The following is a 23,972-nucleotide window of genomic DNA, read 5'->3' on the forward strand; positions in this document are numbered from 1 at the left end:
CCGCGGGCGACGGTCAGCGGGTAGAGCGGCTCAGAGCGCTTCCGGATCCAGGTTCAGGGTGGTGCCCTGGTAGAGGTTCAGCCGGCCGTCGAACTGCTGCCCGTTCGCGTTGAGCCAGAGCAGTGCCTGTGACGTGATGCCGAAGCGCTCCGCCACTATGTCGAAGGTGTCGTCGCTCCCGACCACGTAGCCCGCGGGCGCGCCGGAGGCGGTGGTCGCCGTGACGGCTCCCGACGCGTGCGGCCGAGTGCCCCCGTCGACAGGATGAACGTTCGTCTGCCGGGGCGGGATCGACCAGTGGATGGTGTTCACTGCGAGGATTTTGTCGGGGCCGAGCTCGAGCGGTACGCCGTCGGGTGAGGCGACCGACGAGTACGTCACCAGTGTTCCGAGGAAGGACGCGTTCCCGACATAGCCGAGAGGCGCCGACGAGGCCGGGGCGGCGGACGTGGTGGGTCCGCCGAGCTGGTGATCGCCGATCCCGTGGTAGGTCAGCCCGTCGCCCACGCTCGGCGGAAGTTCCAACAGCGTGACGGAGACGGGAACGGGGACGGTCGACGTGAAGTCCGTGTACACCGCGGAGTAGGTGTTGTCGCCGTTCGACACCATCCGGTAATGGAAGTGGATGCTGCCCTTGGGCGACGCGACGTTGCCCTCGGCCACAACGGTCCCCTGGGGGACGGGCGTCAGTGTTGGAGGCGGCGGCGGAGGCGCGGCGACCGGTGACGGCGTGGGCGAGGCCGGCGTGCGCGTCGCACTCGGCGTCGCGTGCGGCTTCGGCGTCGAATGATGCGTGTGCGCCGACACCGGGCGGGGCGCTGCCCCCGCGAAGAGTGCGCACCCGGTGAGCATGGCGCCGAGCGCGACGGCGGCGCCCGCGAGCGTCACGATGCGGCGGTGAGTAGTCTGACGAGTCATTGTCCCCCCGACCGGAAGGTTATCAATACAGAGCGACCGGTTTTCAACCATCTCGTGAGAGCGCCGGCGACGCTGGCCGGATCTGATGCATCCTCGTCCGATTCCCGCTGGTCCGCGTCGGTGGCGACCGATAGCGTCAGATGGTGAAGGTTGCCGTTCAGTTCATCGCCATGGGGCTCATCTGGGGCGCCAGCTTCCTCTTCATGAAAGTCGCCCTCACCGGGGTGAGCTTCGGGCAGGTCGCCTGGGCGCGACTCGTCTTCGGCGCGGTGACCTTGGGCATCATCGCCCTGATCATGCGCGTCCGGCTGCCGCGCGAGCCGATCGTGTGGGTGCACTTCTCGGTGGTCGCGGTGACGTACTGCGTCATTCCGTTCCTCCTCTTCGCCTGGGCCGAGCAGTACGTCTCGTCGAGTCTCGCGAGCATCTACAACGCGGTCACGCCGATCACCACGGCGATCCTCGCGACCGCGGCCTTCCGGGTCGAGAAGCTGAACCGCGACCAGGTGCTCGGAGTCCTCGTCGGCATCGTCGGCGTCGTCATCGTGGTGGGCCCGTGGGCAGTGGATGCGCTCGCCGGCAGTCTCTGGGGCCAGCTCGCCTGCCTCGGCGCCGTCACGTGCTACGGGTTCAGCTTCGGCTACATCCGCCGTTTCATCAGCCCGCGGGAGGTGTCGGCGACGACGAGCGCGTTCCTCAACATCGGGCTGGCGGCCGTGATCATGATCATCCTGACCCCGGTGATCGCCTGGCATCCGATCACGTTCAGCTGGCCGGTGCTGCTGTCGCTGCTCGCACTCGGGGCACTCGGAACCGGTGTCGTCTACATCTGGAACATGAACGTGCTCCGCGCGTGGGGACCGACCCTCACCTCGGGCGTCACGTACGTCACGCCCGTCGTCGGTGTCGCCCTCGGCATCCTCATCCTCGGCGAGCACCTCACCTGGAACGAGCCGGTCGGCGCGCTCGTCGTGATCGCCGGCATCCTGCTCACGCAGCAGCGCGTGCGTCTGTTCACGCGGCGCCAGGCGGAACTCGCCGCCGCGGAGGCAGCCGCCCGCTAGGTGTGCGTGCGGAGGAACCGGAGCGTCGCCTCCAGCGCCTGGTGCGCCTCGGCGAACTTCAGGTGGAACTGGTACTCGTGCGGGAGGGCCGGCTGGTGTTCGGCCGGCCAGAACAGCTCGGTCACGTCCACCCCCTTCGAGCGCAGGGCCGCCGCCATCGGGACCGACTGCGTCCAGGTCAGACCGTCGCCGTTCCCGCCCGAGATGTAGGTGGGCGGGAAGTCGGGCGTCACGTGCTGGATGGTCGACATCGACTCCCCGACGTAGGTCTGCGACCACTCCTTGGTGCCGCTGTACGACCAGAGCGCCGTCTTGAACCCCCAGCCGTCGATGCCCGTCAGGCTCGCCAGCGCACCCAGGTCGTACACACCGCAGTTCAGGATGACGCCCGAGAGCTGGCCGGGCTGCAGCGCGGGGGCGATGCCCAGCAGGTTGGCATACTCCGGGTTCGTCGTCATCACCGCGAGCTGGCTGGCGAGCTGGGAACCCGCGGAGTCGCCGGCCAGGACGATCCGGTCGGGGTCGATGCCGAGACTGTCGGAGTGGGCGGTCAGGTACGCGAGCGCCTCGTTGAGCTGGCGGACGGCGGTCGGATAGGTCGCCTCCGGCCCGACGGTGTAGTTGAGCCCGACCGTCGTGAAGCCGTCGGCGGCGAGGATCTGCAGGTACGGGTCGACGTTCTCGCTCGCGCCCGAGATCCAGGCGCCCCCGTGGATCCACACCACCGTGGGCAGCGGCCCATCGGCGGTGTCCGGGCGGAAGATGTCGAAGGTCGTGTCCGGCGATCCCGGCGCGTACCGCAGACCGGTCTGCGCGCGGATGCCGCTCGTCGGCACGAACGGCTTCATCTCGGCGACCGTCTCGGCGGCGCCCTTCTCGAAGACGCTGCGGATCACCAGCGCCGACGGCCACGGCGACGCCGACGCCAGGCTGGCGAGGATGAGCACGCACAGCAGCACGAGAGCGGTGACGGAGACGACGCGACGTGCGCGCCGGGAGAGGATCGGACGCACTGGCAGCTCGTCGGCGCGCGCACGGGTCATGCGCTCACCGTATCGTCGGGGCCCAACGCCTCCTCAGTTTTTCCGCCCTCCGACGGCGTGTCGGGCGGAGAAAGTGAGGAGCTGTTGGCTGGGCGGAGAGGGGGACCGGGTCAGGCGACCGTCGGGCCGAAGTGCTCAGGGAGGGTGGAGCGGTGCACGCCGTGGAGCTCCTCCAGGCCGATCGTGAAGAGGTCCTGCACCTCGAGCACGGGCTGGGCGCCGACCTCGGCGTCGGTGACCCCGATGCGCAGGTTCGGGATGCCGCGGCCCTCGCACAGGCCGCGGAACTTCACGTCGTCCTCGCGTGGGACCGTCACGAGCACACGGGCGGTCGACTCCGAGAAGAGCGCGGTCGCCGCATCCACGCCGTCGCGCTCCTCGATCTCGGTCAGCCAGACGCGGGCGCCGACGCCGAAGCGCATGACGCTCTCGGCGAGGGCCTGCGCGAGACCTCCGTCGGCGAGGTCGTGCGCCGACGAGATGAGCCCCTCCACCGACGCCGCGTGCAGTGCCTCGGCGAGCGAACGCTCCGCGGCCAGGTCGACCGCCGGCGGGTGACCGCCCAGGTGGCCGTGGATGGTCCCCGCCCAGGCCGAGCCGTCGAGCTCCTCGCGGGTGGTGCCGAGGAGGTAGATGTTCTCGCCCTCGTCCTGCCAGCCGCTCGGGATGCGCCGGGCGACGTCGTCGATCACGCCGAGGACACCGACGACCGGGGTCGGGAAGATCGGGGTGTCGCCGGTCTGGTTGTAGAAGGAGACGTTGCCGCCGGTGACAGGGATCTCCAGCTCCAGGCAGGCGTCCGACAGACCCTCGACGGCCTGCGAGAACTGCCACATGACCTCGGGGTTCTCCGGGCTGCCGAAGTTGAGGCAGTCGGTGACGGCGACCGGGGTGGCGCCAGAGGCGGCGACGTTGCGGTACGCCTCGGCGAGGGCGAGCTTGGCGCCCTGCTTCGGGTCGAGCTGGCAGTAGCGGCCGTTGGCGTCGGTCGCGATGGCGAAGCCGAGGCCCGACTCCTCGTCGACGCGGATCATGCCGGCGTCGTCCGGGAAGGCGAGGGCCGTGTTGCCGCCGACGAAGTAGTCGTACTGGTCGGTGATCCAGCCCTTGTCGGCCAGGTTGGCGCTGCCGAGCAGGGCCAACGTCTGCTCGCGCAGCCCGTCGCCGGAGGTCGGGCGGGCGAGCACGGAAGCCGAGTCGTCCTGGAGGGCGTCGATCCACGTGGGGTAGGCGACCGGGCGCTCGTACACCGGACCGTCGACCGCGACCGTGCGCGGGTCGACGTTGACGATCTCCTCGCCGTTCCAGTTGATAACCAGGCGGCCGGTCTCGGTGACCTCGCCCAGGACGCTGGTCTCCACATCCCACTTGGCAGTCACGGCGAGGAACGCGTCGAGCAGCTCGGGCTTGACGACGGCCATCATGCGCTCCTGGCTCTCCGACATGAGGATCTCCTCCGCCGTGAGGCTCGGATCGCGCAGCAGCACCTTGTCGAGCTCGATGAACATCCCGCCGTCGCCGTTCGAGGCAAGCTCGCTGGTCGCGCACGAGATGCCGGCGGCGCCGAGGTCCTGGATGCCCTCCACGAGCTTGTCGCGGAACAGCTCCAGGCAGCACTCGATGAGCACCTTCTCGGCGAACGGGTCGCCCACCTGAACAGCAGGACGCTTCGTCGGGCCGCCCGCGGAGAAGGTGTCGGACGCGAGGATGCTGGCCCCGCCGATCCCGTCGCCGCCGGTGCGCGCACCGAACAGGACCACCTTGTTGCCGGCGCCGGACGCGTTGGCGAGGTGCAGGTCCTCATGCCGGAGGACGCCGACGGACAGCGCGTTGACCAGCGGGTTGCCCTGGTAGACGGAGTCGAAGTACGTCTCGCCGCCGATGTTCGGCAGGCCAAGGCAGTTGCCGTAGAAGGAGATGCCGGAGACGACGCCGTGCACGACGCGCGCCGTGTCGGGGTTGTCGATGGCGCCGAAACGCAGCTGGTCCATCACGGCGACCGGACGTGCGCCCATCGAGATGATGTCGCGGACGATGCCGCCGACGCCGGTCGCGGCGCCCTGGAACGGCTCGATGTAGGAGGGGTGGTTGTGCGACTCCACCTTGAAGGTGACGGCCCAGCCCTCGCCGACGTCCACGACGCCGGCGTTCTCGCCGATGCCGACCATGAGGTTCTTCTTCATCGCCGGGCTGACCTTCTGGCCGAACTGCCGCAGGTAGATCTTCGACGACTTGTAGGAGCAGTGCTCCGACCACATCACCGAGTACATGGCCAGCTCGCCGCTGGTGGGCCGGCGGCCGAGGATCTCGCGGATGCGGGCGTACTCGTCCTCCTTGAGCCCGAGCGCCGCGAACGGCTGCTCCCGCTCCGGGGTCTCGGACGCGTTCGCGACAGTGTCGACGACGTGCGTGGTGGTGGTGTCGGTCACGCGGGCACTCCAGTCGGGGCGGGGCTGGGCGGGGATGCGTCCAGTCTACCGGGCGTCGGAGACGGTCACGCCGGGCAGTGCTCCGAGGGCATCGCCCGAACAGAGTTCATCCCATACGGAAGGACCGCCTCATTGCCGATCTGGATGCTCCACACGACATCGTTCATGACCGCGAAGACGATCCATCCCCCGTGACCGTCGGTCAGGCCGTAATAGTCGACCTTGTCGCTGTATCCGCCGGTCCTCTCGATTCCGGGGTATGCCGCCAGCAGTTCCGCCCGAGTGGAGCTGATGCCGATGCCTTCCGCCGTCTTCGGAGTGATAGCGCGATCGTTCCGGTCGGGGACTCCCAGATTGCCGAACTCGATCGTCGCCGTCTGGCCGGATTCGCCCTGGGCGCCGATGGCGTAGAACCACAATCCCGAGGGGGACTTCAAGACGGCCTGTACGTCCACGCAGATCGAATCCGTCTCGTCGGCGAAGGTGGGCACCACGTCGTGTTGCGAGCGGAACGGCGTCCCCAGAGAGACGGGTCCGACCCCATCGAATCCGATCACCCACGTCGAGGGATCGGCCGGGTCCTGCGTGGGGGCCATCGCGGTCGGCGTGGGGGTCGGAGTCGGGGTCGGCGTGGGCGTCGGCGTCGGCGTGACTGTCGGCGTCGATGTCGGCGTCTGCGTCACGACCGGCTTGGGGTCGAGGAGGCCAGTCCCCAACGCGTAGGCGACGGTGCCGCCCGAGATGCTGACCGCGAGGACCACCAGCGTGGCGACGAGTGCCGTGCGCTTTCGCCCTCCGGCGCGTCCGGGATGCGCGGCCGCGTTGGCGACCACCAGGTCGCGGATCGCCGCCTTGCGACGCGGGTCGAAGGTGGGCTCGTCGTTCATCGCTCTCCTCCGTTCGTCTGAAGTGCGTCGTCGTTCAGCAGTGCGGCCAGCCGGGTCTTCGCCCGGGAAAGCCGCGATTTCACGGTGCCAGGGGCGATCCCGAGCGCTTCGGCGGCCTCGGCGGTGCTGAGCTCCTCCAGCACGCAAAGGGTCAGGATGTCCTGGTCGCGTGTGGGCAGCGTGGCAAGCGCCGTCCTCAGGGCGCTGCGGCGAGCATCCCGGTCGATTCGGTCGTCCACGGCGGCAGCGTGATCGGGAGAATTCTCCGGCGGTGGGAGTTGCTGCAGGCCTTCGCGGTAGCGACGGGAGGACCGCGCATAGTTGCGGAAGACGAAGTTCGTCATCACGAGCAGCCAGCCGACGACCGAACCGTTCACGATCCGCATCGCGTCGCGACGGCGCCACGCCTCCAGGAAGACGACGGCGGTCACGTCCTCGGCGTCGTGGATGGACGACGTCAGCCGCATCGCCTGACGGAAGACGCGGTCGTGGTGCAGATCGAACAGCGCCCCGAACGCGTCGGCGTCACCCGCGTTCACGCGTTCGAGCACAGCCGGCTCGTCGAGTTGGATTCCCCTCACATCTATGAAGTGTCCGGGACGGGCGTCGCGGTTCCCGAACTCGTTCGGGGTGAGTCGCACAGCACGGGGCTAGGGTGAGCGCGAGGAGGCCCGCCATGCACGTCCCGCGCCCGTCGAAGGAGACCGAGGAGCTGTTCCGGTCGGTTGTGCCCGAGGCGCCCGGCGTGCAGGTCAAGCCGATGTTCGGCAACCTCTGCGCCTTCGTGAACGGCAACATGTTCGCCGGGCTGTTCGGCGACCAACTGGGGGTTCGCCTGCCCGACGCGGACGTGCGCGCCCGACTGCTCGGAATCGAGGGCACCGGACCGTACGGCCCTCGGGCCCGCGGAATGGTCGCCTACGTCGCCCTGCCCGAGGCGTGGAAGGACGACCCGGACCGGTTGCGCGAGTGGATCGGCGTGGCTCTGGAACAGGTCGGCCGGATGCCGCCGAAGGTCAAGAAGCCGCGGAAGTCGACCGCGAAGTAAGGGCCCCTTAAGCCTCGACGAGCGCCGAGCGGATGACGGACGTGAAGAACGTCAGGCCGTCGGTGCCCGAGCGCATGGCGTCGTGGGTGTCCGGCCCGAAGCCGGGCTCGACCGCGTGCTCGGGGTGCGGCATCAGGCCGACGACGTTGCCGCGCTCATTGCGGACGCCCGCGATGTCGTTGAGGGAGCCGTTGGGGTTGACGCCCGCGTAACGGAAGACGACCATCCCCTCGCCCTCAAGCCGTGCCAGCTCGTCGGCCGACGCGATGAAGCCGCCCTCGCCGTTCTTGAGCGGAATGACGATCTCCTGGCCCTGCTCGAAGCCGCTGGTCCACGGCGTCTCGGCGTTCTCGACCGTCAGGTGCTGGTCGCGGCGGATGAACGTGCCGTGGTCGTTGCGGATGAGGCCGCCGGCGACGAGGTGCGCCTCCGCGAGCATCTGGAAGCCGTTGCAGATGCCGAGCACGGGCATGCCCTTGGCGGCGGCGTCCACGACCTCGGTCATGATCGGCGAGAGGGAGGCGATGGCGCCGCAGCGCAGGTAGTCGCCGTAGCTGAAGCCGCCGGGGAGCACGAGGGCGTCGACGCCCTGCAGGTCGTGCTCGCCGTGCCAGAGCGCGACCGGCTCCGCACCGGCGAGGCGGACGGCGCGGAGCGCGTCGCGGTCGTCGAGGGAGCCGGGGAAGGTGATGACGCCGATGCGCATCAGGCGTCGACCTCCGCCGGGTAGTGGATGCCCACCACGTCTTCGATCACGGAGTTCGAGAGGATTTCGCCGGCGATCTCCTGCACGATCGCGCGCACGTCGTCGTCGATCGGGCCGTCGACGGTCAGCTCGAAGCGCTTGCCGACGCGGACGCCGGTGACGCCGCCTCGGCCGGTGCGGGCGAGCGCCCGGGCGACCGCCTTGCCCTGGGGGTCGAGCAGCTCGGCCTTGGGCATCACTTCAACAACGATCGTCGGCACGGGGATACTCCGCTCACTCGGGCGTCGGGGTGGGGTTTCGCTGACGATTCTACCGTGCGGCGCCGACAGTGCGGTCCGAGGCTGCGACGGCGGCTGCATAGGCGACGGCACGGCTCTCGAGGTCGGTCCGCAGCCTCTGGAAGAGCGCCGCAGACGCGGCTCCCGGCCAGTCGGCGGGGAGGGCCGCCGAGGGCAGGCCGGGGTCGCGGTACGGGATGACGCGCCACTCGTCGAGCGCGCGCATCCACAGGGCGAAGGCCTGGCCGTCGTTCATGGGCGCGGCAACCCCAGAGAAGTGCCCCAGGAACGACTCGTGGACGGCGCGGATCGCGGGAAGGTCGTACCAGCGCGCGAGGCCGGCGGCGAGGTCGCCGCGGGGCACGGTGTCGGCGAACAGCGCGACGACGCCATGGTCGTCGGAAGGGATGCCGACGGCCGCTGCGACCTCGTCCTCCAGCGCGGCGGGCGCGATCCACAGACCGTCGGCGACGCTGCCGCAGCCGAGCGCCGCGAGCCGGCGGCGCAGCCGGTCACGGCTCGTGCGCCGACGCTCGGGAAAGGAGAACGACAACAGGCACCAGGAGGAGGCCTCCGTGCGTTCGCTGAAGATGCGCGCATCCCCGCTCTCCAGCATCGGGACGGCGGCCGGCTCGAGTGCGTACCCGGCGATCCCATCCCGGGGCTCACGGCAGAGAACGCCCCGGGAACACAGTCGCGCCAGGCTCGACCGCGTGGTCGTGGATGGGATGCCCAGGTCGTCCATGAGCCGCACAGCGCCTGCCGCGCTCATCCACCCTCCGATCGGGCGGAGGACGCTACCCACGACCGTGCGCAGCAGCGCCGTCGCGCTGCCGCTCGTGGCCTCGAGGTCGTCGCGGGCGGCGGCCTCAGTCATGCGTGAGCTCGCCGAGCGCGTCGCGCACGGCGGCCATCCCGGCGCAGACCTCCTCGAACGAGGTGCTCAGCGGCGAGAGGCCGACGCGCAGACCGCCGGGGTCGCGGTAGTCCGGGATGACGTCCCGCTCCCACAGCAGCGCCGTGACGTCGCGCATGGCCGGGTGGCGGAGCGTGATGTGGCCGCCGCGGCGCTCCGGCTCCCGCGGAGTGGCGAGCGTGGCACCCAGCGGGGTGAGCCACTCGTCGGCGAGAGCGATGGCGAAGTCCGTCAGCGCCACGGACTTGGCGCGGACGGCCTCGATGCCGGCCTCCTCGATCATCGCGATGGTGTCGCGCATCGCGAGCATGCCGACGATGGGCGGCGTGCCGCTGAGGAAGCGCCGGATGCCCTCCGCCGGGCGGTAGTCCGGTCCCATCAGGAAGACGTCGCTCGCTCCCATCCATCCCTGAATGGGCTGGGTCAGGTGCGGGATGAGCCGGGCGTTCACGTAGCCGAAGGCCGGGGAGCCGGGGCCGCCGTTCAGGTACTTGTAGGTGCAGCCGACCGCGAGGTCGACGTCGGCCGTATCAAGCTCGACCGGGACGGAGCCGGCGGAGTGGCAGAGGTCCCACAGAACGAGGGCGCCCGCGTCGTGCACGATCCGCGTGATCGTGTGCAGGTCGGCCAGGAAGCCGGACCGGTAGGCCACGTGGCTGAGCACGACCAGCGCGGTCCGGGTGCCGACGGCCGCAGCGACCTGCTCGGGCGTGACGCCCGCTTCCGTGTCCGCCTCGATCCACACCAGCGTCAGGCCGCGCTCACGCGCGATGCCGTCGAGGAGGTAGCGATCGGTGGGGAAGTTGTCGGTGTCGAGCACGATCTCGCTGCGCTCGGGGAGGCTGTCCACCGCGGCACGCGCCAGCTTGTAGAGGAGGACCGTCGTGGAGTCGCCGATGAACGTCTGGCCGGGCGCCGCCCCGAGGGCGACCCGGCCGAGGTGGTCGCCGATCGTGAACGGGAGCTCCATCCACTCCTCGTCCCAGCCGCGGATCAGGCGGTCGGACCATCCGTCGACCAGGAAACGCTGGATGCCGTCGACGCTCGCGCGCGTCGGGCGGCCGAGCGAGTTGCCGTCGAAGTAGGCGGTGACGGCGTTGCTGCCGTCGTCGATTCCGACGAATCGGCTGCGGAAGGCGGCGAGCGGGTCGGCGGCGTCCCGCTCGCGCGCCACGGTGAGAGCGTCGGGCGCGAGGGAGCGCGGAGGGGCGGTGTCGAAGTCGGTCATGCGAGGTCCTTGGGGGGAGCGGGAGCGGAAGCGGGAGCGGGGTGGGCCGGGGCGGCGGCGCCGGGGCCGTCGACGTGCTCGGGCGGCGTGGTCAGCGCTCGTACGGTGAGGCCGTGCGCGGAGGCGAGCCAGTCCGGAAGGGCAGCGGGATCGCTCGGGGCGGTTCCCTCGACCCACGCCAGCCGGGGGCCGATCGTCGGTGCACGTCCGTCGTCGGGGCGGCGGAGCCCGCCGATCGAGCGCAGCACCGCGTCGGGATGGACGCCTGCCTCGAGCATCCCGCGCAGCTCGCGGGCGTTGACGCCGACGGCCAGGGGGCCGTTGCCGAGGTCGGTTCCGTACAAGATACGGCCGCCCGCGCTCGCGAACCGGCCCAGGTTGTCGGAGGCGATGCCGTGCTGCTCCGTCGGGTCCCCCCAGCCGTGGATGTCGAGGGTGCTGACCCAGCCGATCCCTCGGCGGACGCTCTCGGCGATCAGGTCGTCGTCCACCCGCTCGGTGAACGGGGTGTGGGCGAGCTGGTCCGCGCCTGCGTGGACGGCGCGAGCGGTCTGGCCGTCGCCCTCGACATGGACGGTGACGGGAACGCCGTGCGCGTGGGATTCGCTCACAATTCCGTGGAGGGTGCGGTCGTCCACCGTTTCGCCCGCCTCCGTATTGAGGGTGACCTTGATGCGGGAGGCTCCCAACATGATGTTCTCCCGCACCGCCAGCCGCGCCTCGCGTTCGCCGCCGACCTCCGTCGAGGAGCCCGGCGGCCCCCACCCGGCATTGACCGGGTAGCCGCCCCGGCACGTGATGAGCGTGCCCACGATGGAGACGGAGGGCCGGGCGAGATCGTCGGTGAGCCAGCCCGCAGCGATGGCCGGCACCCAGCCGAGATCGATCGCGTGCGTGATGCCACCGGCGAAGACGGCAGGCTGGTCGGTCAGTCCGAGATGCGTATGGTGGTCGGTGAGGCGGGGGAAGAGTGTCCCGCCGAGGTGGCGATGAGGCGCGCGCGCCGGGATGTCGTCGGCAGGGTGCAGGCGCTCGCCGTCGCTTCGGAAGGTGGTCGGACCAAGGAAGCGGTGCCCGTTCCAGACGGCGTCGACCGTGAGGTAGGCGTCGGCGGGGGCGGGATGCGCGTCGCTCATGCGGGCGAGCCGATCTCGGTGCGGACGGCGTAGAGCTCGGGGAAGAACGTGAGGTCGAGCGCCCTCTGGAGGAAGGCCGAGCCGCTCGATCCACCGGTACCGGTCTTCATGCCGATGGTGCGCTGGACGGTCTTGAGGTGGCGGAAGCGCCAGAGCTGGAAGTTGTCCTCCAGATCGACGAACTCCTCGCACGCCTCGTACTCGCGCCAGTGGTCGTTCGCGTGCTCGTAGATGTCCCGGAAGACGGGCACCAGTTCCGGGGTGAAGGTGTGGGCCTGCGTCACGTCCCGCTCCAGCAGAGCGGAGGGCACCGCGAAGCCGGCGCGCGCCAGGTAGCGCAAGAACTCGTCGTAGATGCTGGGCGCCTCCAGGAGTTGGGCGAGCAGGGCGTGGGCGGCCGGGTCGCTCTCGAACACGCTGAGCATGCGGCGGTTCTTGTTTCCGAGCACGAACTCGACCGCGCGGTACTGGTACGACTGGAAGCCCGACGAGTTGCCGAGGAACCCGCGGAACTCGGCGTACTCGGTCGGAGTGAGGGTCGCGAGCACCGACCACTGCTCGGTCAGGGTGCGCTGGATGTGCTTGACGCGGGCGATCCGCTTGAGTGCCGGCGAGAGGTCGTCCGCGCGGAGGAGGTCTCGCGCGGACTCCAGTTCGTGGAGGACCAACTTGAGCCAGAGTTCGGTCGTCTGGTGCTGGATGATGAACAGCAGTTCGTCGTGGTGCGCGGGCCGGCTCACGGGGCGCTGAGCGCTGAGCAGCGTCTCGAGGTCCAGGTAGGAGCCGTACGACATCCGCTCGCGGAAGTCGGTGACGATGTCGGGATCGAACTCGCGGGTGTTGTCGCCTTCGGCCATGCTGCAATTCTGCGCCGATCGGCGACGAAGTGCAATACACCCGTCCGGTCTCCCGTCGTTCACTCCCGCTTAACCGTCAGTTGCGCGCGCCGTCGCAACCGTCTCCTAGCCTGACGGCACGCTGCAGACCCCGCCACGAGAGGATCCGATGACCATCAAGGCGGTCACCCCGCGCGTCGTCGAACCACCGGCGCGCCTCGGGATGGGGGTCAGCGTGTTCCCGTCGGCCACGGCGATGGTGTGGCCGGGCGAGGGCCACGCGCACGAGGCGGTCGCGGTGCCTGGCGTCCGGCTGGCACCCGGCGATGTGCTCGTGGAAGTGGAGCTCGCGACGGTGTGCGGGTCCGACATCCACACAGTCCTCGGTCACCGGCAGGCTCCCGCGCCGCTGGTACTCGGCCACGAGCAGGTGGGCCGCGTCGTCGCGCTCGGACGGGGCGGGGCGAAGACGACCGACGGTCACCGGGTGGCGCTGGGCGAGCGGATCGTGTGGTCCGTCGCCGTGCCGTGCGGCCGGTGCGTGCGCTGTCGGCGCGGGCTCCCGCAGAAGTGCCTGAGCCTCCAGAAGTACGGCCACGAGCGGATGCGCCGCGGCTGGGAGCTGTCGGGCGGCTTCGCGACGCACGCGCACATCCTCGACGGCACGCCGCTCGTCCGTGTTCCCGATGACATCCCGGCCGAGGTGCTCGCGCCGGCGTCCTGCGCGACAGCCACAGTCGCCGCCGCGGTGGACGCAGCCTCGGTGATCGTCCCCCTCGAGGGCGCGCTCGTGCTCATCGCCGGCGCCGGGATGCTCGGCCTCACCGCTTCGGCGATGGCGGTGGAGGCGGGCGCGCGCGTCGTCGTCAGCGACCCCGTGCCCGAGCGGCGTGAGGCGGCCCGGGCGTTCGGCGCCTCCGCTGTCGCAGACCCCCGTGCTGCCCCCGGCTCACCGGCCGGGCTCGCTGCCGTGCTCGCGAAGACGGGCGGCCGCTCCCCGGCTCCGACCATCGCCCTCGAACTCTCGGGTAATCCCGCGGCGGTCCGCTCGCTGTTCAGCGCCGTGGATGTCGGCGGCGTCCTCGTGCTCGTCGGGTCGGTGTCGCCCGGTCCGGAGCTCGACATCGCGCCGGAGCAGCTGGTCCGGCGGCTGCTCACCATCCGGGGCGTCCACAACTACGCGCCCCGCCACCTCGAGCAGGCGGTCCACTTCCTGGTCGATGCGTGGCAGCGCTATCCCTTCGCCGAGCAGGTGGGCGAGACCTTCCCGCTCGGGGAGGTGGATCGGGCGCTCGCCGCAACCGGGCACCCCCGTGTCGGCGTTCGGCCGTAGCCTGGTCGGGTGTTGGACGACTTCTTCGGAATGATCCGGGCGGTTCCGGTGCCCGACGACGCGGAACTGCTCTACGGCGACGACGAGCTGAGCCGGCTCCGCGAACGCAACCTCCGCCGCTACCTCGAGATCGAGCACGCGCCCATCCTGCTGCTCGGCGAGGCTCCGGGATGGCGCGGCATGACGATCACCGGGGTGCCGTTCACGTCGGTGCGCGAGGTGGAGGCCGGGGTGCTGCCCGGACTGGAGCTCCCGCCGCAGCCGCAGGCGCCGTGGGAGGCATCCAGCCGCGTGGTGTGGGACACGATGCGCGACTGGCGAGGTCCGCTGCCGCTGTCGTGGCCGATCTACCCGCACCATCCCTTCCTCGCAGGGCGTCCGCAGACCAACCGCACGCCGCGGTCGTCGGAGGTGCGGCAGGGCGCCCCGGTCGCGCTCGAACTCATCCGCGCTCTGGGCGTCGAGACGATCGTGGCGGTAGGGCGGAAAGCGCAGGGCGCGCTCGCCGAAGCGGGCATCGAGGCACCGGCGGTGCGGCATCCGGCTCAGGGCGGTGCGCGGATGTTCGCCGAGCAGCTGATCGCCCTGAACCGGGCGATGCTCGACGCCTGAGCGTTCTCTCAAGAATATCTCTCTAGGCTGTGGTGGCCCCTTGCCCCCACAACGCTGAGGACACCGTGACCGAGCTCGTCGACGCACCAGCCCCTCCTTCCGCCACCCATCCGACGCCGAGTGCACCCGCCGGGCCGCGCCCGGTCCGCAACGGGATCGCCGCGCTGATCTTCGCGAGCCGGTGGCTGCAGGCGCCGCTCTACCTAGGCTTGATCGCCGCGCAGCTGATCTACGTCTGGGTGTTCATGATCGAGTTGTGGCATCTCGCCGAGGATGTGATCGCACATCCCGGATCCATCAAAGAGGCGGACGTGATGCTGGCCGTCCTCGGCCTCATCGACGTCGTCATGATCGCCAACCTGCTGATCATGGTGATCATCGGCGGCTACGAGACCTTCGTGTCCCGCGTCAAGGTGGAGGGCCATCCCGACCAGCCCGAGTGGCTCTCCCACGTCAACGCGAACGTGCTCAAGGTGAAGCTGGCGATGGCGATCATCGGGATCTCGTCCATCCACCTCCTGAAGACGTTCATCGCTGTCGGCGACCTCGGGATCGCGGGAGGCGGGGCTCTCGGGTCGGAGCGCTACACCTCCGAGGGCGTGTTCTGGCAGGTCGTCATCCACACGATCTTCATCCTGTCCGCTGTCGCGCTCGCCTTTATCGACAGGATGTCGAAGCCCCGCCGCTGACGGGTGAGCGGGGCGCGGCGTCAGTCGATCGCCACCGCGGCGCGATGCTGAGCCGTCTTCTCCAGGTAGACGGCCGCGTTCTCGGCGATGCCGCGCAGCTCCTCGTCGGTCAGCTCTCTGCGAACCTTCGCCGGAACCCCGGCCACGAGCGAGCGCGGCGGGATGACGGCGCCCTGGGTGACGACCGCCCCGGCGGCGACGAGCGAGCCTGCGCCGATGCGGGCGCCGTTCAGGACGGTGGCGCTCATCCCGATCAGCACGTCATCCTCGATGGTGCAGCCGTGCAGGACCGCGTTGTGGCCGACCGAGACCCGTTCGCCGACGGTGAGCGGGAAGGCGGGGTCGGCGTGGGCGGACACGTTGTCCTGCAGATTGGAGTCCCGGCAGATGACGATCGGGGCGTTGTCCGCTCGCACCACCGCTCCGTACCAGACGCTCGCGCCGGCTCGGAGTTCGACCTCCCCGATGACGGTCGCGCCCGGCGCCACCCAGGCGTCGTCGGCCACCTTGGGCGAGCGGTTCCCCGGGAGGGCGTAGAGCATGGCCGGTCCTTCCTTTCGACGACCTCACGCTACTTGACGCGGATTGGCCCGTGCCGTATATTCCTCATGGAATAATCAACACGGAAGCACGAAAAGGTATGTCCGAACCCCGCACCCTCACCCCACTCGCCGTGGCCGCGCTCGCGCTGCTCGCCGAGCGTCCGTCGCATCCGTACGAGATGTACCAGACGCTCATGCAGCGCTCCGAGGACCGGCTCGTCAAGGTGCGGCCGGGGTCGCTCTATCACACCGTCGACCGGCTGGAGGCGCACGGATTCGTGCGCGCCACCGGCACCGAGCGCGAGGGCAACCGACCCGAGCGCACCACCTACGAGATCACCGACGCGGGCACGCGCGTGCTCGGTGAGCGCATCACCGACATCATCGGCACGCCCATCAACGAGTACCCCGAGTTCCCACTCGGGCTCGGCGAGGCGCACAACCTGCCGATCGAGACGGTGATCGCGCTGCTCCGCAAACGCGTGTCCCTCATCCGCGCCGACACGACGGTTCTGGATGACGCCGTCACGCAGCTGACCGAGCGCGGAGTTCCCGCCAAGTACTGGCTGGATGTGCGCTACCAACGAGCCCTCGCCGCGGCCGACGCGGCACTGCTCGAATCCCTGATCGCAGACCTCGAGACCGGCGTAGTGTCCTGGTCCGAGGACAAGCACTGAGAGAAGACCTTATGGAACGCCAACTGAAGCCGTGGCCCGCCCTGTGGGCGCTGGTCATCGGATTCTTCATGATCCTGATCGACACCACCATCGTGTCGGTCGCCAACCCGTCGATCATGGAGGGCCTGAACCTCGGCACCGACTACAACGCCGTCATTTGGGTGACGAGCGCCTACCTGCTCGCCTACGCGGTGCCGCTGCTGATCACCGGCCGGCTCGGTGACCGCTTCGGACCGAAGAACCTGTACCTCATCGGCTTGGTCATCTTCACTCTGGCATCCGCCTGGTGCGGGTTCGCCGGCTCGATCGGCTTCCTCATCGCCGCCCGTGTCGTGCAGGGACTCGGCGCTGCGCTGATGACGCCGCAGACGATGGCCGTCATCACCCGCATCTTCCCGCCGGAGCGCCGCGGTGCGGCCATGGGCCTCTGGGGCGCCGTCGCCGGTGTCGCCACGCTGATCGGCCCGCTGCTGGGCGGCGTGCTCGTCGACAGCCTCGGCTGGGAGTGGATCTTCTTCATCAACGTGCCCGTCGGCATCGTGGCGTTCATCCTCGCGATGCGTCTGGTGCCGAAGCTCCCGACGCACTCGCACAGCTTCGACATCCTCGGCGTGATCCTGTCGGCCGTGGGCATGTTCCTGCTGGTGTTCGGCATCCAGGAGGGCGGCACCTACGACTGGGGCGTCATCTGGGGCCCGATCTCCGTCTGGGGACTCATCATCGCCGGCATCGTGGTGCTCGCCGCGTTCGTCGTCTGGCAGGCCGTCAACAAGAAGGAGCCGCTGCTGCCGCTCCCGCTGTTCCGCGACCGCAACTTCTCGCTCTCGAACGCCGCTATCACCACGGTCGGCTTCGCGGTGACCTGCATGGCGCTGCCGCTGGTGTTCTATTTCCAGACCGTGCGCGGGCTCACCCCGACCCAGTCCGCCCTGATGCTCGCGCCGACCGCCGTCTTCTCGGGCGTGCTCGCGCCGTTCGTCGGCCGCCTGATCGACCGGGTGAACCCGCGCAACATCGCCACCCCGGCGCTCGTGCTGTTCGCCTTCTCCCTGTTCCTCTACTCGCGGATGCTGTCGCCGGACGTCAACATCTTCCTGCTGCTCATCCCGAGCGCGCTCATGGGCATCGCGATGTCGGGCGTGTGGGGTCCGATCTCCACCACGACCACGCGCAACCTGCCGATGAACCAGGCGGGCGCCGGCTCCGGCGTGTTCAACACCACGCGTCAGATCGGCGCGGTGCTCGGCAGCGCCTCGATCGCCGCACTGATCTCGGGCCGGCTCGCCGCCGACCTGCCGAAGGCGCCGGGCGGGGCCGCGAACGCCGCCGGCGCCACCTCGGGCACCGAGCTGCCGGAGTTCCTGCACGCCGGATTCACCCAGGCCATGTCGGAGTCGCTGCTGCTGCCCGCGATCGTCGCCTTCCTCGGCGCCCTGATCGTCGTCTGGTGGGAGCGGCCCAAGCCGCCCGCGTGGGCCCGCCAGGCCGGCGCCGCCCAGGGTGCGCCGGAAGGCGCGGGTGCGCCGGAGGGCGCCGCCGTGGCGGCCGGTGCCAGCGCCTCCGCCGCCACGCATGGCGCCCACGCTGCTCCGGTCCCGGTGGATGCCACCGTGCACGGCTCGCACGCGGCCGACCTGCCGCCCGCGACGGATGCCGCCCCGGGCGAGGAACCGCCGCACGGCGTCCACGCTGCGCCCGTCACCGACTGACGCATCCCGCGCGTCTGAATGCCCGAGACGCCCCCGGCCGCCCGAACAGGGCCCGGGGGCATCTCGCTGCGCCGACTCGGCCTCAGCCGGCAGGGCGACTGAACAGGTTGACCAGGTTGCCGTCCGGGTCGCGGAAGAGCGCAGAGCGATTGCCCCACGGCATGACCGTCGGCTCGAGCACGACGTCCGCGGGGCTCACGCGCGCGAATTCCGCATCCACGTCGTCCACCTCGAATTCGACGATCACGGACGCGTTCGACGCCGGCTGCGGGGCCGCCGCGCCCAGCATGGCGACCGTCTCGACGGCGCCGATGGCGATGGTGCCGCCCGACAGCTCGAACTGCGCGAAGACCGGCGCGGGGCGGAGTGGCGCGACGCCCGTCACGTCCTCATAGAACCGTGCGAGACGGTCGACGTCGGATGTGACGATGCGGATGGATGCGAAGCGCATGGGCTCCTCCTGAGCGGCTGGGGATGTCTGTCTCGACCAGCCTGGCGGGCACCTCCGACATCGCGCCTCCGGGAGGGCTCAGGCGACCACGCGCACGGCGTTCGCCCACGGGTCGTCGAAGGCGAGCGTCCGTCCGTCGTCGCGGGTCTGCACGCCGTAGTGCCGCATCCGCTCTTCCAGGGCCCCTATGTCGTCCGTAGAGGGGAGCCGGATCTCTACCTCACCGAGGCCCAGGGCGAGGCGGCGGCGGCCCGCGCCCCCGCTGTTCCAGGTGTTCATCGCCATGTGGTGGTGGTAGCCGCCTGCGCTGACGAAGAGGGCGGAACCGCCGAGCGCCGCCGTCGCCTCGAAACCGAGGCGGTCGACGTAGAACTCGCGGGCCGTGGCGACGTCGCCGACGGAGAGGTGGACGTGCCCGACGGCGGCGTCGCCGAAGACGGCCGTGGCGTCTGTCGTGGACTCGGCGAGAGCGGCCCCGCGCTCGGTGAGGTGCTCGGACAGGAACGTCTGCGGGTCGAGGAAGAGTGTGGCCATCTCCACCTGACCGTGCGTCCAGCTCCACAGCGTCCGGTCGCGGTCCCAGTACAGCTCGACGCCGTTGCCCTCCGGGTCGGTGAAGTAGAACGCCTTGCTGACCAGGTGATCCGCGCTCCCGGTGAACGTGCCGGGCGCGCGACGGGCAACGGAGTACACGGCCGCCGCGAGTGCTTCTTCGCTGTCGAAGAGGATCGCGGTGTGGAACAGCCCGGCCTCCCCGGGCCCGGCGTGCTTCAGCTCCGGTGCGTGCTCCAGCACGACCGCCGGTGTGGACCCACGGCCGAGCACCACCCGGCCGCCCTCCGAGGCGAGGACGCGCAGCGTGACCGCGTCTCGGTAGTACGCCGTCATCCGGTCGAGATCGGCGACGCGGAGGGTCACGGCACCCATCGTCGAAGCGGCGGGGAGCAGTTGGTCCATACATACATCAACCGGCGAGCTCGCCCCGATATTTCGGGGCCGGCGTGTGGTGGCGCGACAGGGGCGTCCTGTTTTCAGGACATCCGAGCTCCGCGACCCCGATTTCTCCCCCTTTTCAGGACATGGCTGCACGCAGAGCCCGTGATCTCCTGAATACAGGGCCCCGGCCGCATCCCCACCCCGGGGTCGGGTCGTGCGGCCCACGCGACCGACGCAGTCCTGTATTCAGGACATCGACGTTGGGGGAGCGCACTTTCCCTCCTATTCAGGACATGGCGGCACGCAAGAGCCGCGATCTCCTGAATACAGGAGCGGGCAACGGTCCTGAAAACAGGACCGAGCCCCACTGCACCCCGGCTGCACCAGCCCGGTCTCGTACGCGAGGACGACGAGGTCGCGGCTAATCAGGTCTCGATCGCCCCGCCGGTCTCGGCGAGGTAGCGGCGCAGGGTGAGGGCGGGGTCTTCTGCCTGCATCCGGCGGTACCGGGCGAAGTCGAGCTGATCGCGGAGGGACGCGCCGGCGCGCATCCGCTCGGCCTGGGCGCCCTCCACCGATTGGATGCGCGCCGCCTCGGCGAACAGGGCCGCGCGGTCGGTCGCGTCCAGCACCAGGACGCCGTCGTCGTCCGCGACGATCCAGTGCGCCGGGCTGACCGCGACGCCGTCCAGGAACGCCGAGCGCATCGCCGTGCCCGCCGGCGGGACGCGCCGCGGACCGAAGGGATGCGCACCCCGGCTGAACACCGGCAGCCCGATCTCGCGCAGCTGTGCAGTGTCCCGGTGCCGCCCCCAGATGACTGCGCCGGACATTCCGGCCGTCGCCGCCTCCAGCAGCATGAGGTCCCCGACGCAGGCCTCGTCGTCGCGGCCGCCGTTGTCGACCACGAGGACGGCGCCCGGAGGCGCGTCGTCGATGGTCTCGAGCAGCACATCCACGCTGCCGAGATGCGTCACCGGCGCGGCCGGGCCTGCGAACGGGCGCCCGGGAAGCACGGCGACGAGGTCGACCGGAGCCGTATGGACCGCGACGCCCAAGCGCACGGCGGCGTCCGCGATCGCGGCGGTGGCGGGAGGGGGTGTGGCGTCCATGAGCCGACGCTATACCGCGGGCCATGCGCCACGGCGCATGCGCCACGGCGCATGCGCCAAGGCGAATGCGACCTACTCGCCGGTCAGGCGCTCCAGGAGTTCGCGGTAGCGATCGGCGGTCCGCTCGACGATGTCGGCCGGCAGTGCGGGCGGCGTGCCCGTCTTGTCCCAGTTCGCCGCGAGCCAGTCGCGCACGATCTGCTTGTCGAAGCTCGCCATCCGCTCCTCCGGTGTGCTGCCCGCTGCGTAGGCGGCCGCATCCCAGTACCTGCTGGAATCGCTGGTCAGCACTTCGTCAGCCAGTGTGATCTCGCCGGTGGTGCGGTCGGCGCCGAACTCGAACTTCGTGTCGGCGATGATGACGCCGCGGGCTTCGGCGATGGCCGATCCGCGCTCGTACACGTGCAGGGAGGCGCGCCGCAGCTCCTCGGCGACGTCGGCGCCCACGAGCTCCACCGTGCGCTCGAAGCTGATGTTCTCGTCGTGCCGACCCAGCGGGGCCTTCCACGCGGGGGTGTAGATGGGCTCAGGCAGGCGGTCGCCGTTACGGAGTCCCGACGGCAGGGGGATGCCGCACACGCTCTGCGATTCGCGGTACTCGGCCCAGCCGCTGCCCGTGAGATAGCCGCGGACGACGCACTCGATCGGGAACATGTCGAGCGGCTTCACGAGCATCGACCGCCCGGCGACGTCGCGGGGGATGCGCTCCACCACGCGCTCACCGGCGAGCGTGTGGTCGGGGATGAGATGGTTCGGAACATCGTCGAGCTGGTCGAACCACCACAGGCTCAGGGTGGTGAGCAATTCCCCTTTGCCCGGGATGCCCGGTTCGAGGGCGTGATCGAAGGCGCTGACGCGGTCGCTCGCGACCACCAGCACGCTATCGGTGTCGTCGAGGCCGTCAGCCCCGGCGGGCACGAACAGGTCGCGCACCTTGCCCGAGTAGACGTGGGACCATCCCGGAAGTTCGCTCACCCGGTCCATCGTAGAGGGATGCCGTCATGACTCCTCATCACGTCCGTCTTTCATAACGAATGGATTATGGACAACGGATGGAGGCACTGTGAAGTGCATCAGAATCATGGCGACCGCATTCGCGGCCGTAGCACTGGTTGCGGGTGGAGTAGTGGCTGCCGCTCCCTCTTCCGCCCTGTCGTCCGGGCAGCTCACCGGCTCGTATGTGGCACTGGGAGATTCGTACGCCTCGGGCAACGGCGCGGGCGCCTACATCGAATCGAGCGGTGAGTGCTACCGCAGCACGAACGCGTATTGGTCCGTCTGGTCGAGGGCATACCCGACCCTGGCCAGCGCATCGTTCGCGTGCGGGGGCGCGACGACCGAGAACGTCCTGACGGCGGGAGGGCCACCCGCCCAGGTGAATGCGGCGCTGTCGACCGCGACGAAAGTGACGCTGACGGTCGGCGGCAATGACGTCGGCTTCACCAACGCGATCACCACGTGCGTGTTCGGCGCCGATGCCGAATGCACGAACTACCTGCAGAACACCGTGACCCCGGCGATCGGTGCGTTGTCGGCCAAGCTCGACTCCTTGTACACCACGCTGAAGGCACGGGCGCCGCACGCCGCCGTGGAAATCGTCGGCTATCCCCGGCTGATGGAGGAGACCGGGTCGGCTGACTGCGGGTGGTCCGTCACCAAGCGTCAGGCGCTGAACACCATGGCCGACAGGCTGTCCGACACGATCACGGCGCGGGCGTCCGCCGCGGGGTTCACCTACCGCGACGTGCGCAAGGATTTCTCGGGGCACGGGGTCTGCTCCACGACGCCGTGGATCAACAATGTGGGTGAGGGTGTGCCGTCCGGGTGGATGCACATCAATGCCGCTGGGCACGCACGCATCGCGGCTCTGCTGACTGCCCCGAAGCTCCCGGCCCAGGTGTCGGCCTCGAACGGACGGCTCACCGTGTCCCTGACGCCGTTCCTCTATGCGTCGGCGACTCGGGTCATGTTCTGGGTCAACGGCGCGTACGTCGGCGAGACGTATCGCGGGTCGTCGTATTACTCCGGCGTCGACATCACGCCCACTGCTATCAACGTCTTCCCCGGGGTGACCGTGAAGACGGGTGACCGGGTGCAGGTAGCGATCGTTCCTGGGACCCCGGGCACTCAGCCGACCACTCCGTCGTCCGACCCGGTCTACCAGCTCGTCGACACGCAGATCGACTCCGTGTACGGCGCCACTCTGACGGGTGACGGTCGCGTCGCGGTGCACCTCGCTACGGCGCTGTTCCGATCGAGCGGCGCAGTGACGGTCACCGTCAACGGCGCCTACCGCGGATCGACGTCCTTCGGCTCGGCCTACTACATGGAAGGCTACGTGGGCGGCGACGGCGCTCACCTGACGACCCTCGACGGCGGAGCCGTGCACGGCGACCACGTCACGGTCACTCTCGGGTCGCAGCCGATTTACGACGGCGTGCTCTGACGGCATCGGTCGTGCTCCTCGCCGGGGCGACGGGCACGACCGATGCTCGATCAGCCGAGGATTTTGGCCTTCGCGCCCGCGAACTCCTCGTCGGTGAGCACACCCTGCGAGTGCAGGGTGGCGAGCTGCTGCAGCTTCGCCATCATGTCGTCTTCGGCCGGAGGAGCCGCCTGAGGCGCTGCGGCCGGCTGGGCCGCGGCCTGCTGGGCGGCTGCCTGCTGCTGCTCGTACTGCTGCTGCTCGTACTGCCCCTGCGCCTTCTCCGCCTGCCTGCGTTGCACATTCCCGGAGACCGCCGTGGCGGTCCCGGCGACGACCGCCGTGCGCGCCGCCATCCCGATCAGTCCCGGGCGTCCCATTCGTCTCAGCGGCATGGTGTTCTCCTCAGCTCTCCGCGATCTCTTCTGCTTCTTCTTCGTACGCTTCCGCAGCCACCGCGTTCACGATCGGCGCGGGGATGCGCTCGCTGTGCACCACGACTCCGCCCGACTCGAAGAACCGGCTCGCCAGGGTCTTCGCCCACAGGTGCTCGATCACGAGGACAGCGCCGGTCGATCCGGGTTCGATCGCCTCGGCGATCTGCTCCACATCCTCGTCGCCGGCGATTCCACTGGCTTCCAGGTTGATGTCGGTGATCCCGATCTCGTCGCCGATCTCCTCCAGCTCGATGATGTCGACGCTCCCGTCGTCATGCCGTTCCACGAAGACCAGATCGAGCAGCCGGACGGTTCCGTTGTCCACGAGGTCGAGGATCGCCTCGACCACCCCCGGAGACGGCCGGTCGGTGTCGAACTGCGCGACGATGAACTCCGCTGGACCAAACTCGAATTCGGCCATGTCAGCCCCTTTCCCGCGGTCCACCCCGCGTTCACGCGCACCATACTGCGCGGCGTCGCGGCCCGGCAATGCATCATTTCGGCGCCTCCGTCGCTGGCAGGATGTGTCCGGTCACATTCTTAGAATGGGACTATCGACC

Annotated in this window: 26 protein-coding genes; 8 read left to right on the forward strand and 18 right to left on the reverse strand. The window is 69.8% G+C overall.

Annotated elements, in window-relative coordinates; translation table 11 throughout:
• Positions 1-30: 30 nt before the first annotated feature.
• Positions 31-918 carry a LysM peptidoglycan-binding domain-containing protein gene (locus AB4Z18_RS00980; protein WP_441780836.1) on the reverse strand — a complete coding sequence of 296 codons (888 nt, stop codon included), beginning with the start codon at positions 916-918 and terminating at the stop codon, positions 31-33.
• Between the two features lie 143 nt (positions 919-1,061).
• Between AB4Z18_RS00980 and AB4Z18_RS00985 the strand changes: the two genes are divergently transcribed.
• Complete coding sequence (locus AB4Z18_RS00985; RefSeq protein WP_441780837.1) at positions 1,062-1,982, forward strand: DMT family transporter; 921 nt, start codon at positions 1,062-1,064, stop codon at positions 1,980-1,982.
• Here AB4Z18_RS00985 and AB4Z18_RS00990 read toward each other — a convergent pair.
• The 4 genes from AB4Z18_RS00990 to AB4Z18_RS01005 all read right to left on the reverse strand — a co-directional run bounded on the left by AB4Z18_RS00990 (position 1,979) and on the right by AB4Z18_RS01005 (position 6,922).
• Positions 1,979-3,025, reverse strand: a complete 1,047-nt coding sequence (locus AB4Z18_RS00990) for an alpha/beta hydrolase (RefSeq protein WP_441780838.1) — start codon at positions 3,023-3,025, stop codon at positions 1,979-1,981. The two genes, AB4Z18_RS00985 and AB4Z18_RS00990, sit on opposite strands and share 4 nt — an antisense overlap.
• 110 nt (positions 3,026-3,135) lie before the next feature.
• Positions 3,136-5,454, reverse strand: coding sequence for a phosphoribosylformylglycinamidine synthase subunit PurL (gene purL / locus AB4Z18_RS00995; RefSeq protein WP_441780839.1), 2,319 nt, complete (start codon positions 5,452-5,454; stop codon positions 3,136-3,138).
• 65 nt (positions 5,455-5,519) lie between these two features.
• Positions 5,520-6,341, reverse strand: a complete 822-nt coding sequence (locus AB4Z18_RS01000; RefSeq protein WP_441780840.1) for a hypothetical protein — start codon at positions 6,339-6,341, stop codon at positions 5,520-5,522.
• Positions 6,338-6,922: an RNA polymerase sigma factor gene (locus AB4Z18_RS01005; RefSeq protein WP_441780841.1), complete on the reverse strand. Its 585-nt coding sequence runs from the start codon at positions 6,920-6,922 to the stop codon at positions 6,338-6,340. The genes AB4Z18_RS01000 and AB4Z18_RS01005 overlap by 4 nt, the downstream gene beginning before the upstream one ends.
• A 95-nt stretch (positions 6,923-7,017) precedes the next feature.
• On the opposite strand from AB4Z18_RS01005, the gene AB4Z18_RS01010 reads away from it, so the two are divergent.
• Positions 7,018-7,389 (forward strand): TfoX/Sxy family protein, encoded by a 372-nt coding sequence (locus AB4Z18_RS01010; RefSeq protein ID WP_441780842.1) that lies wholly within the window; start codon positions 7,018-7,020, stop codon positions 7,387-7,389.
• A gap of 7 nt (positions 7,390-7,396) precedes the next feature.
• On the opposite strand, the gene purQ is transcribed toward AB4Z18_RS01010, so the two are convergent.
• The 6 genes from purQ to kynA are packed head-to-tail and all read right to left on the reverse strand — an operon-like array spanning position 7,397 to position 12,510.
• The gene (purQ, locus tag AB4Z18_RS01015) at positions 7,397-8,095 is read right to left on the reverse strand and encodes a phosphoribosylformylglycinamidine synthase subunit PurQ (RefSeq protein ID WP_441780843.1); all 699 of its coding nucleotides are present in this window, start codon (positions 8,093-8,095) and stop codon (positions 7,397-7,399) included.
• Positions 8,095-8,355: a phosphoribosylformylglycinamidine synthase subunit PurS gene (purS, locus tag AB4Z18_RS01020; RefSeq protein WP_441780844.1), complete on the reverse strand. Its 261-nt coding sequence runs from the start codon at positions 8,353-8,355 to the stop codon at positions 8,095-8,097. The genes purQ and purS overlap by 1 nt, the downstream gene beginning before the upstream one ends.
• Positions 8,356-8,404: 49 nt before the next feature.
• Positions 8,405-9,250: a PaaX family transcriptional regulator gene (locus tag AB4Z18_RS01025; protein ID WP_441780845.1), complete on the reverse strand. Its 846-nt coding sequence runs from the start codon at positions 9,248-9,250 to the stop codon at positions 8,405-8,407.
• Positions 9,243-10,517, reverse strand: a complete 1,275-nt coding sequence (locus AB4Z18_RS01030; protein ID WP_441780846.1) for a kynureninase — start codon at positions 10,515-10,517, stop codon at positions 9,243-9,245. Before AB4Z18_RS01030 ends, AB4Z18_RS01025 begins: the two co-directional genes overlap by 8 nt.
• On the reverse strand, positions 10,514-11,653 hold the full coding sequence (locus AB4Z18_RS01035) for a hypothetical protein (RefSeq protein WP_441780847.1): 1,140 nt from the start codon (positions 11,651-11,653) through the stop codon (positions 10,514-10,516). The genes AB4Z18_RS01030 and AB4Z18_RS01035 overlap by 4 nt, the downstream gene beginning before the upstream one ends.
• Positions 11,650-12,510 (reverse strand): tryptophan 2,3-dioxygenase, encoded by an 861-nt coding sequence (gene kynA, locus AB4Z18_RS01040; RefSeq protein ID WP_441780848.1) that lies wholly within the window; start codon positions 12,508-12,510, stop codon positions 11,650-11,652. Before kynA ends, AB4Z18_RS01035 begins: the two co-directional genes overlap by 4 nt.
• A gap of 148 nt (positions 12,511-12,658) precedes the next feature.
• Between kynA and AB4Z18_RS01045 the strand changes: the two genes are divergently transcribed.
• The 3 genes from AB4Z18_RS01045 to AB4Z18_RS01055 all read left to right on the forward strand — a co-directional run bounded on the left by AB4Z18_RS01045 (position 12,659) and on the right by AB4Z18_RS01055 (position 15,123).
• The gene (locus AB4Z18_RS01045) at positions 12,659-13,822 is read left to right on the forward strand and encodes a zinc-binding dehydrogenase (RefSeq protein WP_441780849.1); all 1,164 of its coding nucleotides are present in this window, start codon (positions 12,659-12,661) and stop codon (positions 13,820-13,822) included.
• Positions 13,823-13,831: 9 nt separating this feature from the next.
• The gene (locus AB4Z18_RS01050; RefSeq protein ID WP_441780850.1) at positions 13,832-14,434 is read left to right on the forward strand and encodes a uracil-DNA glycosylase; all 603 of its coding nucleotides are present in this window, start codon (positions 13,832-13,834) and stop codon (positions 14,432-14,434) included.
• A 65-nt stretch (positions 14,435-14,499) separates the two neighbouring features.
• Positions 14,500-15,123: a TIGR00645 family protein gene (locus AB4Z18_RS01055; protein WP_441780851.1), complete on the forward strand. Its 624-nt coding sequence runs from the start codon at positions 14,500-14,502 to the stop codon at positions 15,121-15,123.
• A 20-nt stretch (positions 15,124-15,143) separates the two neighbouring features.
• Here the strand turns inward: AB4Z18_RS01055 and AB4Z18_RS01060 are convergent, their stop codons facing one another.
• Positions 15,144-15,665 (reverse strand): gamma carbonic anhydrase family protein, encoded by a 522-nt coding sequence (locus AB4Z18_RS01060; protein WP_441780852.1) that lies wholly within the window; start codon positions 15,663-15,665, stop codon positions 15,144-15,146.
• Between the two features lie 98 nt (positions 15,666-15,763).
• Between AB4Z18_RS01060 and AB4Z18_RS01065 the strand changes: the two genes are divergently transcribed.
• Together AB4Z18_RS01065 and AB4Z18_RS01070 are read left to right on the forward strand one after the other, a co-directional pair.
• Positions 15,764-16,342, forward strand: coding sequence for a PadR family transcriptional regulator (locus tag AB4Z18_RS01065; protein WP_441780853.1), 579 nt, complete (start codon positions 15,764-15,766; stop codon positions 16,340-16,342).
• Between the two features lie 11 nt (positions 16,343-16,353).
• Positions 16,354-18,051 (forward strand): DHA2 family efflux MFS transporter permease subunit, encoded by a 1,698-nt coding sequence (locus AB4Z18_RS01070; protein ID WP_441780854.1) that lies wholly within the window; start codon positions 16,354-16,356, stop codon positions 18,049-18,051.
• 82 nt (positions 18,052-18,133) lie between these two features.
• Here the strand turns inward: AB4Z18_RS01070 and AB4Z18_RS01075 are convergent, their stop codons facing one another.
• From AB4Z18_RS01075 to AB4Z18_RS01090, 4 genes are all read right to left on the reverse strand, one after another.
• Positions 18,134-18,502, reverse strand: a complete 369-nt coding sequence (locus tag AB4Z18_RS01075) for a VOC family protein (protein WP_441780855.1) — start codon at positions 18,500-18,502, stop codon at positions 18,134-18,136.
• Between the two features lie 78 nt (positions 18,503-18,580).
• The gene (locus AB4Z18_RS01080; protein WP_441780856.1) at positions 18,581-19,459 is read right to left on the reverse strand and encodes a VOC family protein; all 879 of its coding nucleotides are present in this window, start codon (positions 19,457-19,459) and stop codon (positions 18,581-18,583) included.
• 404 nt (positions 19,460-19,863) lie between these two features.
• Positions 19,864-20,550, reverse strand: a complete 687-nt coding sequence (locus AB4Z18_RS01085; RefSeq protein ID WP_441780857.1) for an RraA family protein — start codon at positions 20,548-20,550, stop codon at positions 19,864-19,866.
• 72 nt (positions 20,551-20,622) lie between these two features.
• Positions 20,623-21,534: a phosphoribosylaminoimidazolesuccinocarboxamide synthase gene (locus AB4Z18_RS01090; RefSeq protein WP_441780858.1), complete on the reverse strand. Its 912-nt coding sequence runs from the start codon at positions 21,532-21,534 to the stop codon at positions 20,623-20,625.
• Positions 21,535-21,631: 97 nt separating this feature from the next.
• On the opposite strand from AB4Z18_RS01090, the gene AB4Z18_RS01095 reads away from it, so the two are divergent.
• Positions 21,632-22,996: an SGNH/GDSL hydrolase family protein gene (locus AB4Z18_RS01095; RefSeq protein WP_441780859.1), complete on the forward strand. Its 1,365-nt coding sequence runs from the start codon at positions 21,632-21,634 to the stop codon at positions 22,994-22,996.
• A gap of 50 nt (positions 22,997-23,046) precedes the next feature.
• On the opposite strand, the gene AB4Z18_RS01100 is transcribed toward AB4Z18_RS01095, so the two are convergent.
• Both AB4Z18_RS01100 and AB4Z18_RS01105 read right to left on the reverse strand, forming a co-directional pair.
• Positions 23,047-23,355 carry an SHOCT domain-containing protein gene (locus tag AB4Z18_RS01100; protein ID WP_441782953.1) on the reverse strand — a complete coding sequence of 103 codons (309 nt, stop codon included), beginning with the start codon at positions 23,353-23,355 and terminating at the stop codon, positions 23,047-23,049.
• Positions 23,356-23,380: 25 nt separating this feature from the next.
• A complete protein-coding gene (locus tag AB4Z18_RS01105; RefSeq protein WP_441780860.1) occupies positions 23,381-23,833 on the reverse strand; it encodes a DUF6325 family protein in 453 nt (150 codons plus the stop codon).
• Positions 23,834-23,972: the final 139 nt, after the last annotated feature.

The organism is Leifsonia sp. 2TAF2 (assembly GCF_052115085.1).
Classification (GTDB): domain Bacteria; phylum Actinomycetota; class Actinomycetes; order Actinomycetales; family Microbacteriaceae; genus Leifsonia.

What these genes read in the sequence shown, in the direction of transcription:
- AB4Z18_RS01075 (WP_441780855.1), bottom strand. Translation starts at nt 18,502, where the DNA reads ATGCGCTTCGCATCCATCCGCATCGTCACATCCGACGTCGACCGTCTC.
- AB4Z18_RS01080 (WP_441780856.1), bottom strand. Translation starts at nt 19,459, where the DNA reads ATGGACCAACTGCTCCCCGCCGCTTCGACGATGGGTGCCGTGACCCTC.
- AB4Z18_RS01025 (WP_441780845.1), bottom strand. Translation starts at nt 9,250, where the DNA reads ATGACTGAGGCCGCCGCCCGCGACGACCTCGAGGCCACGAGCGGCAGC.
- AB4Z18_RS00980 (WP_441780836.1), bottom strand. Translation starts at nt 918, where the DNA reads ATGACTCGTCAGACTACTCACCGCCGCATCGTGACGCTCGCGGGCGCC.
- AB4Z18_RS01035 (WP_441780847.1), bottom strand. Translation starts at nt 11,653, where the DNA reads ATGAGCGACGCGCATCCCGCCCCCGCCGACGCCTACCTCACGGTCGAC.
- AB4Z18_RS01010 (WP_441780842.1), top strand. Translation starts at nt 7,018, where the DNA reads ATGCACGTCCCGCGCCCGTCGAAGGAGACCGAGGAGCTGTTCCGGTCG.
- AB4Z18_RS01070 (WP_441780854.1), top strand. Translation starts at nt 16,354, where the DNA reads ATGGAACGCCAACTGAAGCCGTGGCCCGCCCTGTGGGCGCTGGTCATC.
- AB4Z18_RS01000 (WP_441780840.1), bottom strand. Translation starts at nt 6,341, where the DNA reads ATGAACGACGAGCCCACCTTCGACCCGCGTCGCAAGGCGGCGATCCGC.
- AB4Z18_RS01105 (WP_441780860.1), bottom strand. Translation starts at nt 23,833, where the DNA reads ATGGCCGAATTCGAGTTTGGTCCAGCGGAGTTCATCGTCGCGCAGTTC.
- kynA (WP_441780848.1), bottom strand. Translation starts at nt 12,510, where the DNA reads ATGGCCGAAGGCGACAACACCCGCGAGTTCGATCCCGACATCGTCACC.
- AB4Z18_RS00990 (WP_441780838.1), bottom strand. Translation starts at nt 3,025, where the DNA reads ATGACCCGTGCGCGCGCCGACGAGCTGCCAGTGCGTCCGATCCTCTCC.
- AB4Z18_RS01090 (WP_441780858.1), bottom strand. Translation starts at nt 21,534, where the DNA reads ATGGACCGGGTGAGCGAACTTCCGGGATGGTCCCACGTCTACTCGGGC.
- AB4Z18_RS01045 (WP_441780849.1), top strand. Translation starts at nt 12,659, where the DNA reads ATGACCATCAAGGCGGTCACCCCGCGCGTCGTCGAACCACCGGCGCGC.
- AB4Z18_RS01060 (WP_441780852.1), bottom strand. Translation starts at nt 15,665, where the DNA reads ATGCTCTACGCCCTCCCGGGGAACCGCTCGCCCAAGGTGGCCGACGAC.
- AB4Z18_RS01095 (WP_441780859.1), top strand. Translation starts at nt 21,632, where the DNA reads ATGGCGACCGCATTCGCGGCCGTAGCACTGGTTGCGGGTGGAGTAGTG.
- AB4Z18_RS01030 (WP_441780846.1), bottom strand. Translation starts at nt 10,517, where the DNA reads ATGACCGACTTCGACACCGCCCCTCCGCGCTCCCTCGCGCCCGACGCT.
- purQ (WP_441780843.1), bottom strand. Translation starts at nt 8,095, where the DNA reads ATGCGCATCGGCGTCATCACCTTCCCCGGCTCCCTCGACGACCGCGAC.
- AB4Z18_RS01065 (WP_441780853.1), top strand. Translation starts at nt 15,764, where the DNA reads ATGTCCGAACCCCGCACCCTCACCCCACTCGCCGTGGCCGCGCTCGCG.
- AB4Z18_RS01085 (WP_441780857.1), bottom strand. Translation starts at nt 20,550, where the DNA reads ATGGACGCCACACCCCCTCCCGCCACCGCCGCGATCGCGGACGCCGCC.
- AB4Z18_RS01100 (WP_441782953.1), bottom strand. Translation starts at nt 23,355, where the DNA reads ATGGGACGCCCGGGACTGATCGGGATGGCGGCGCGCACGGCGGTCGTC.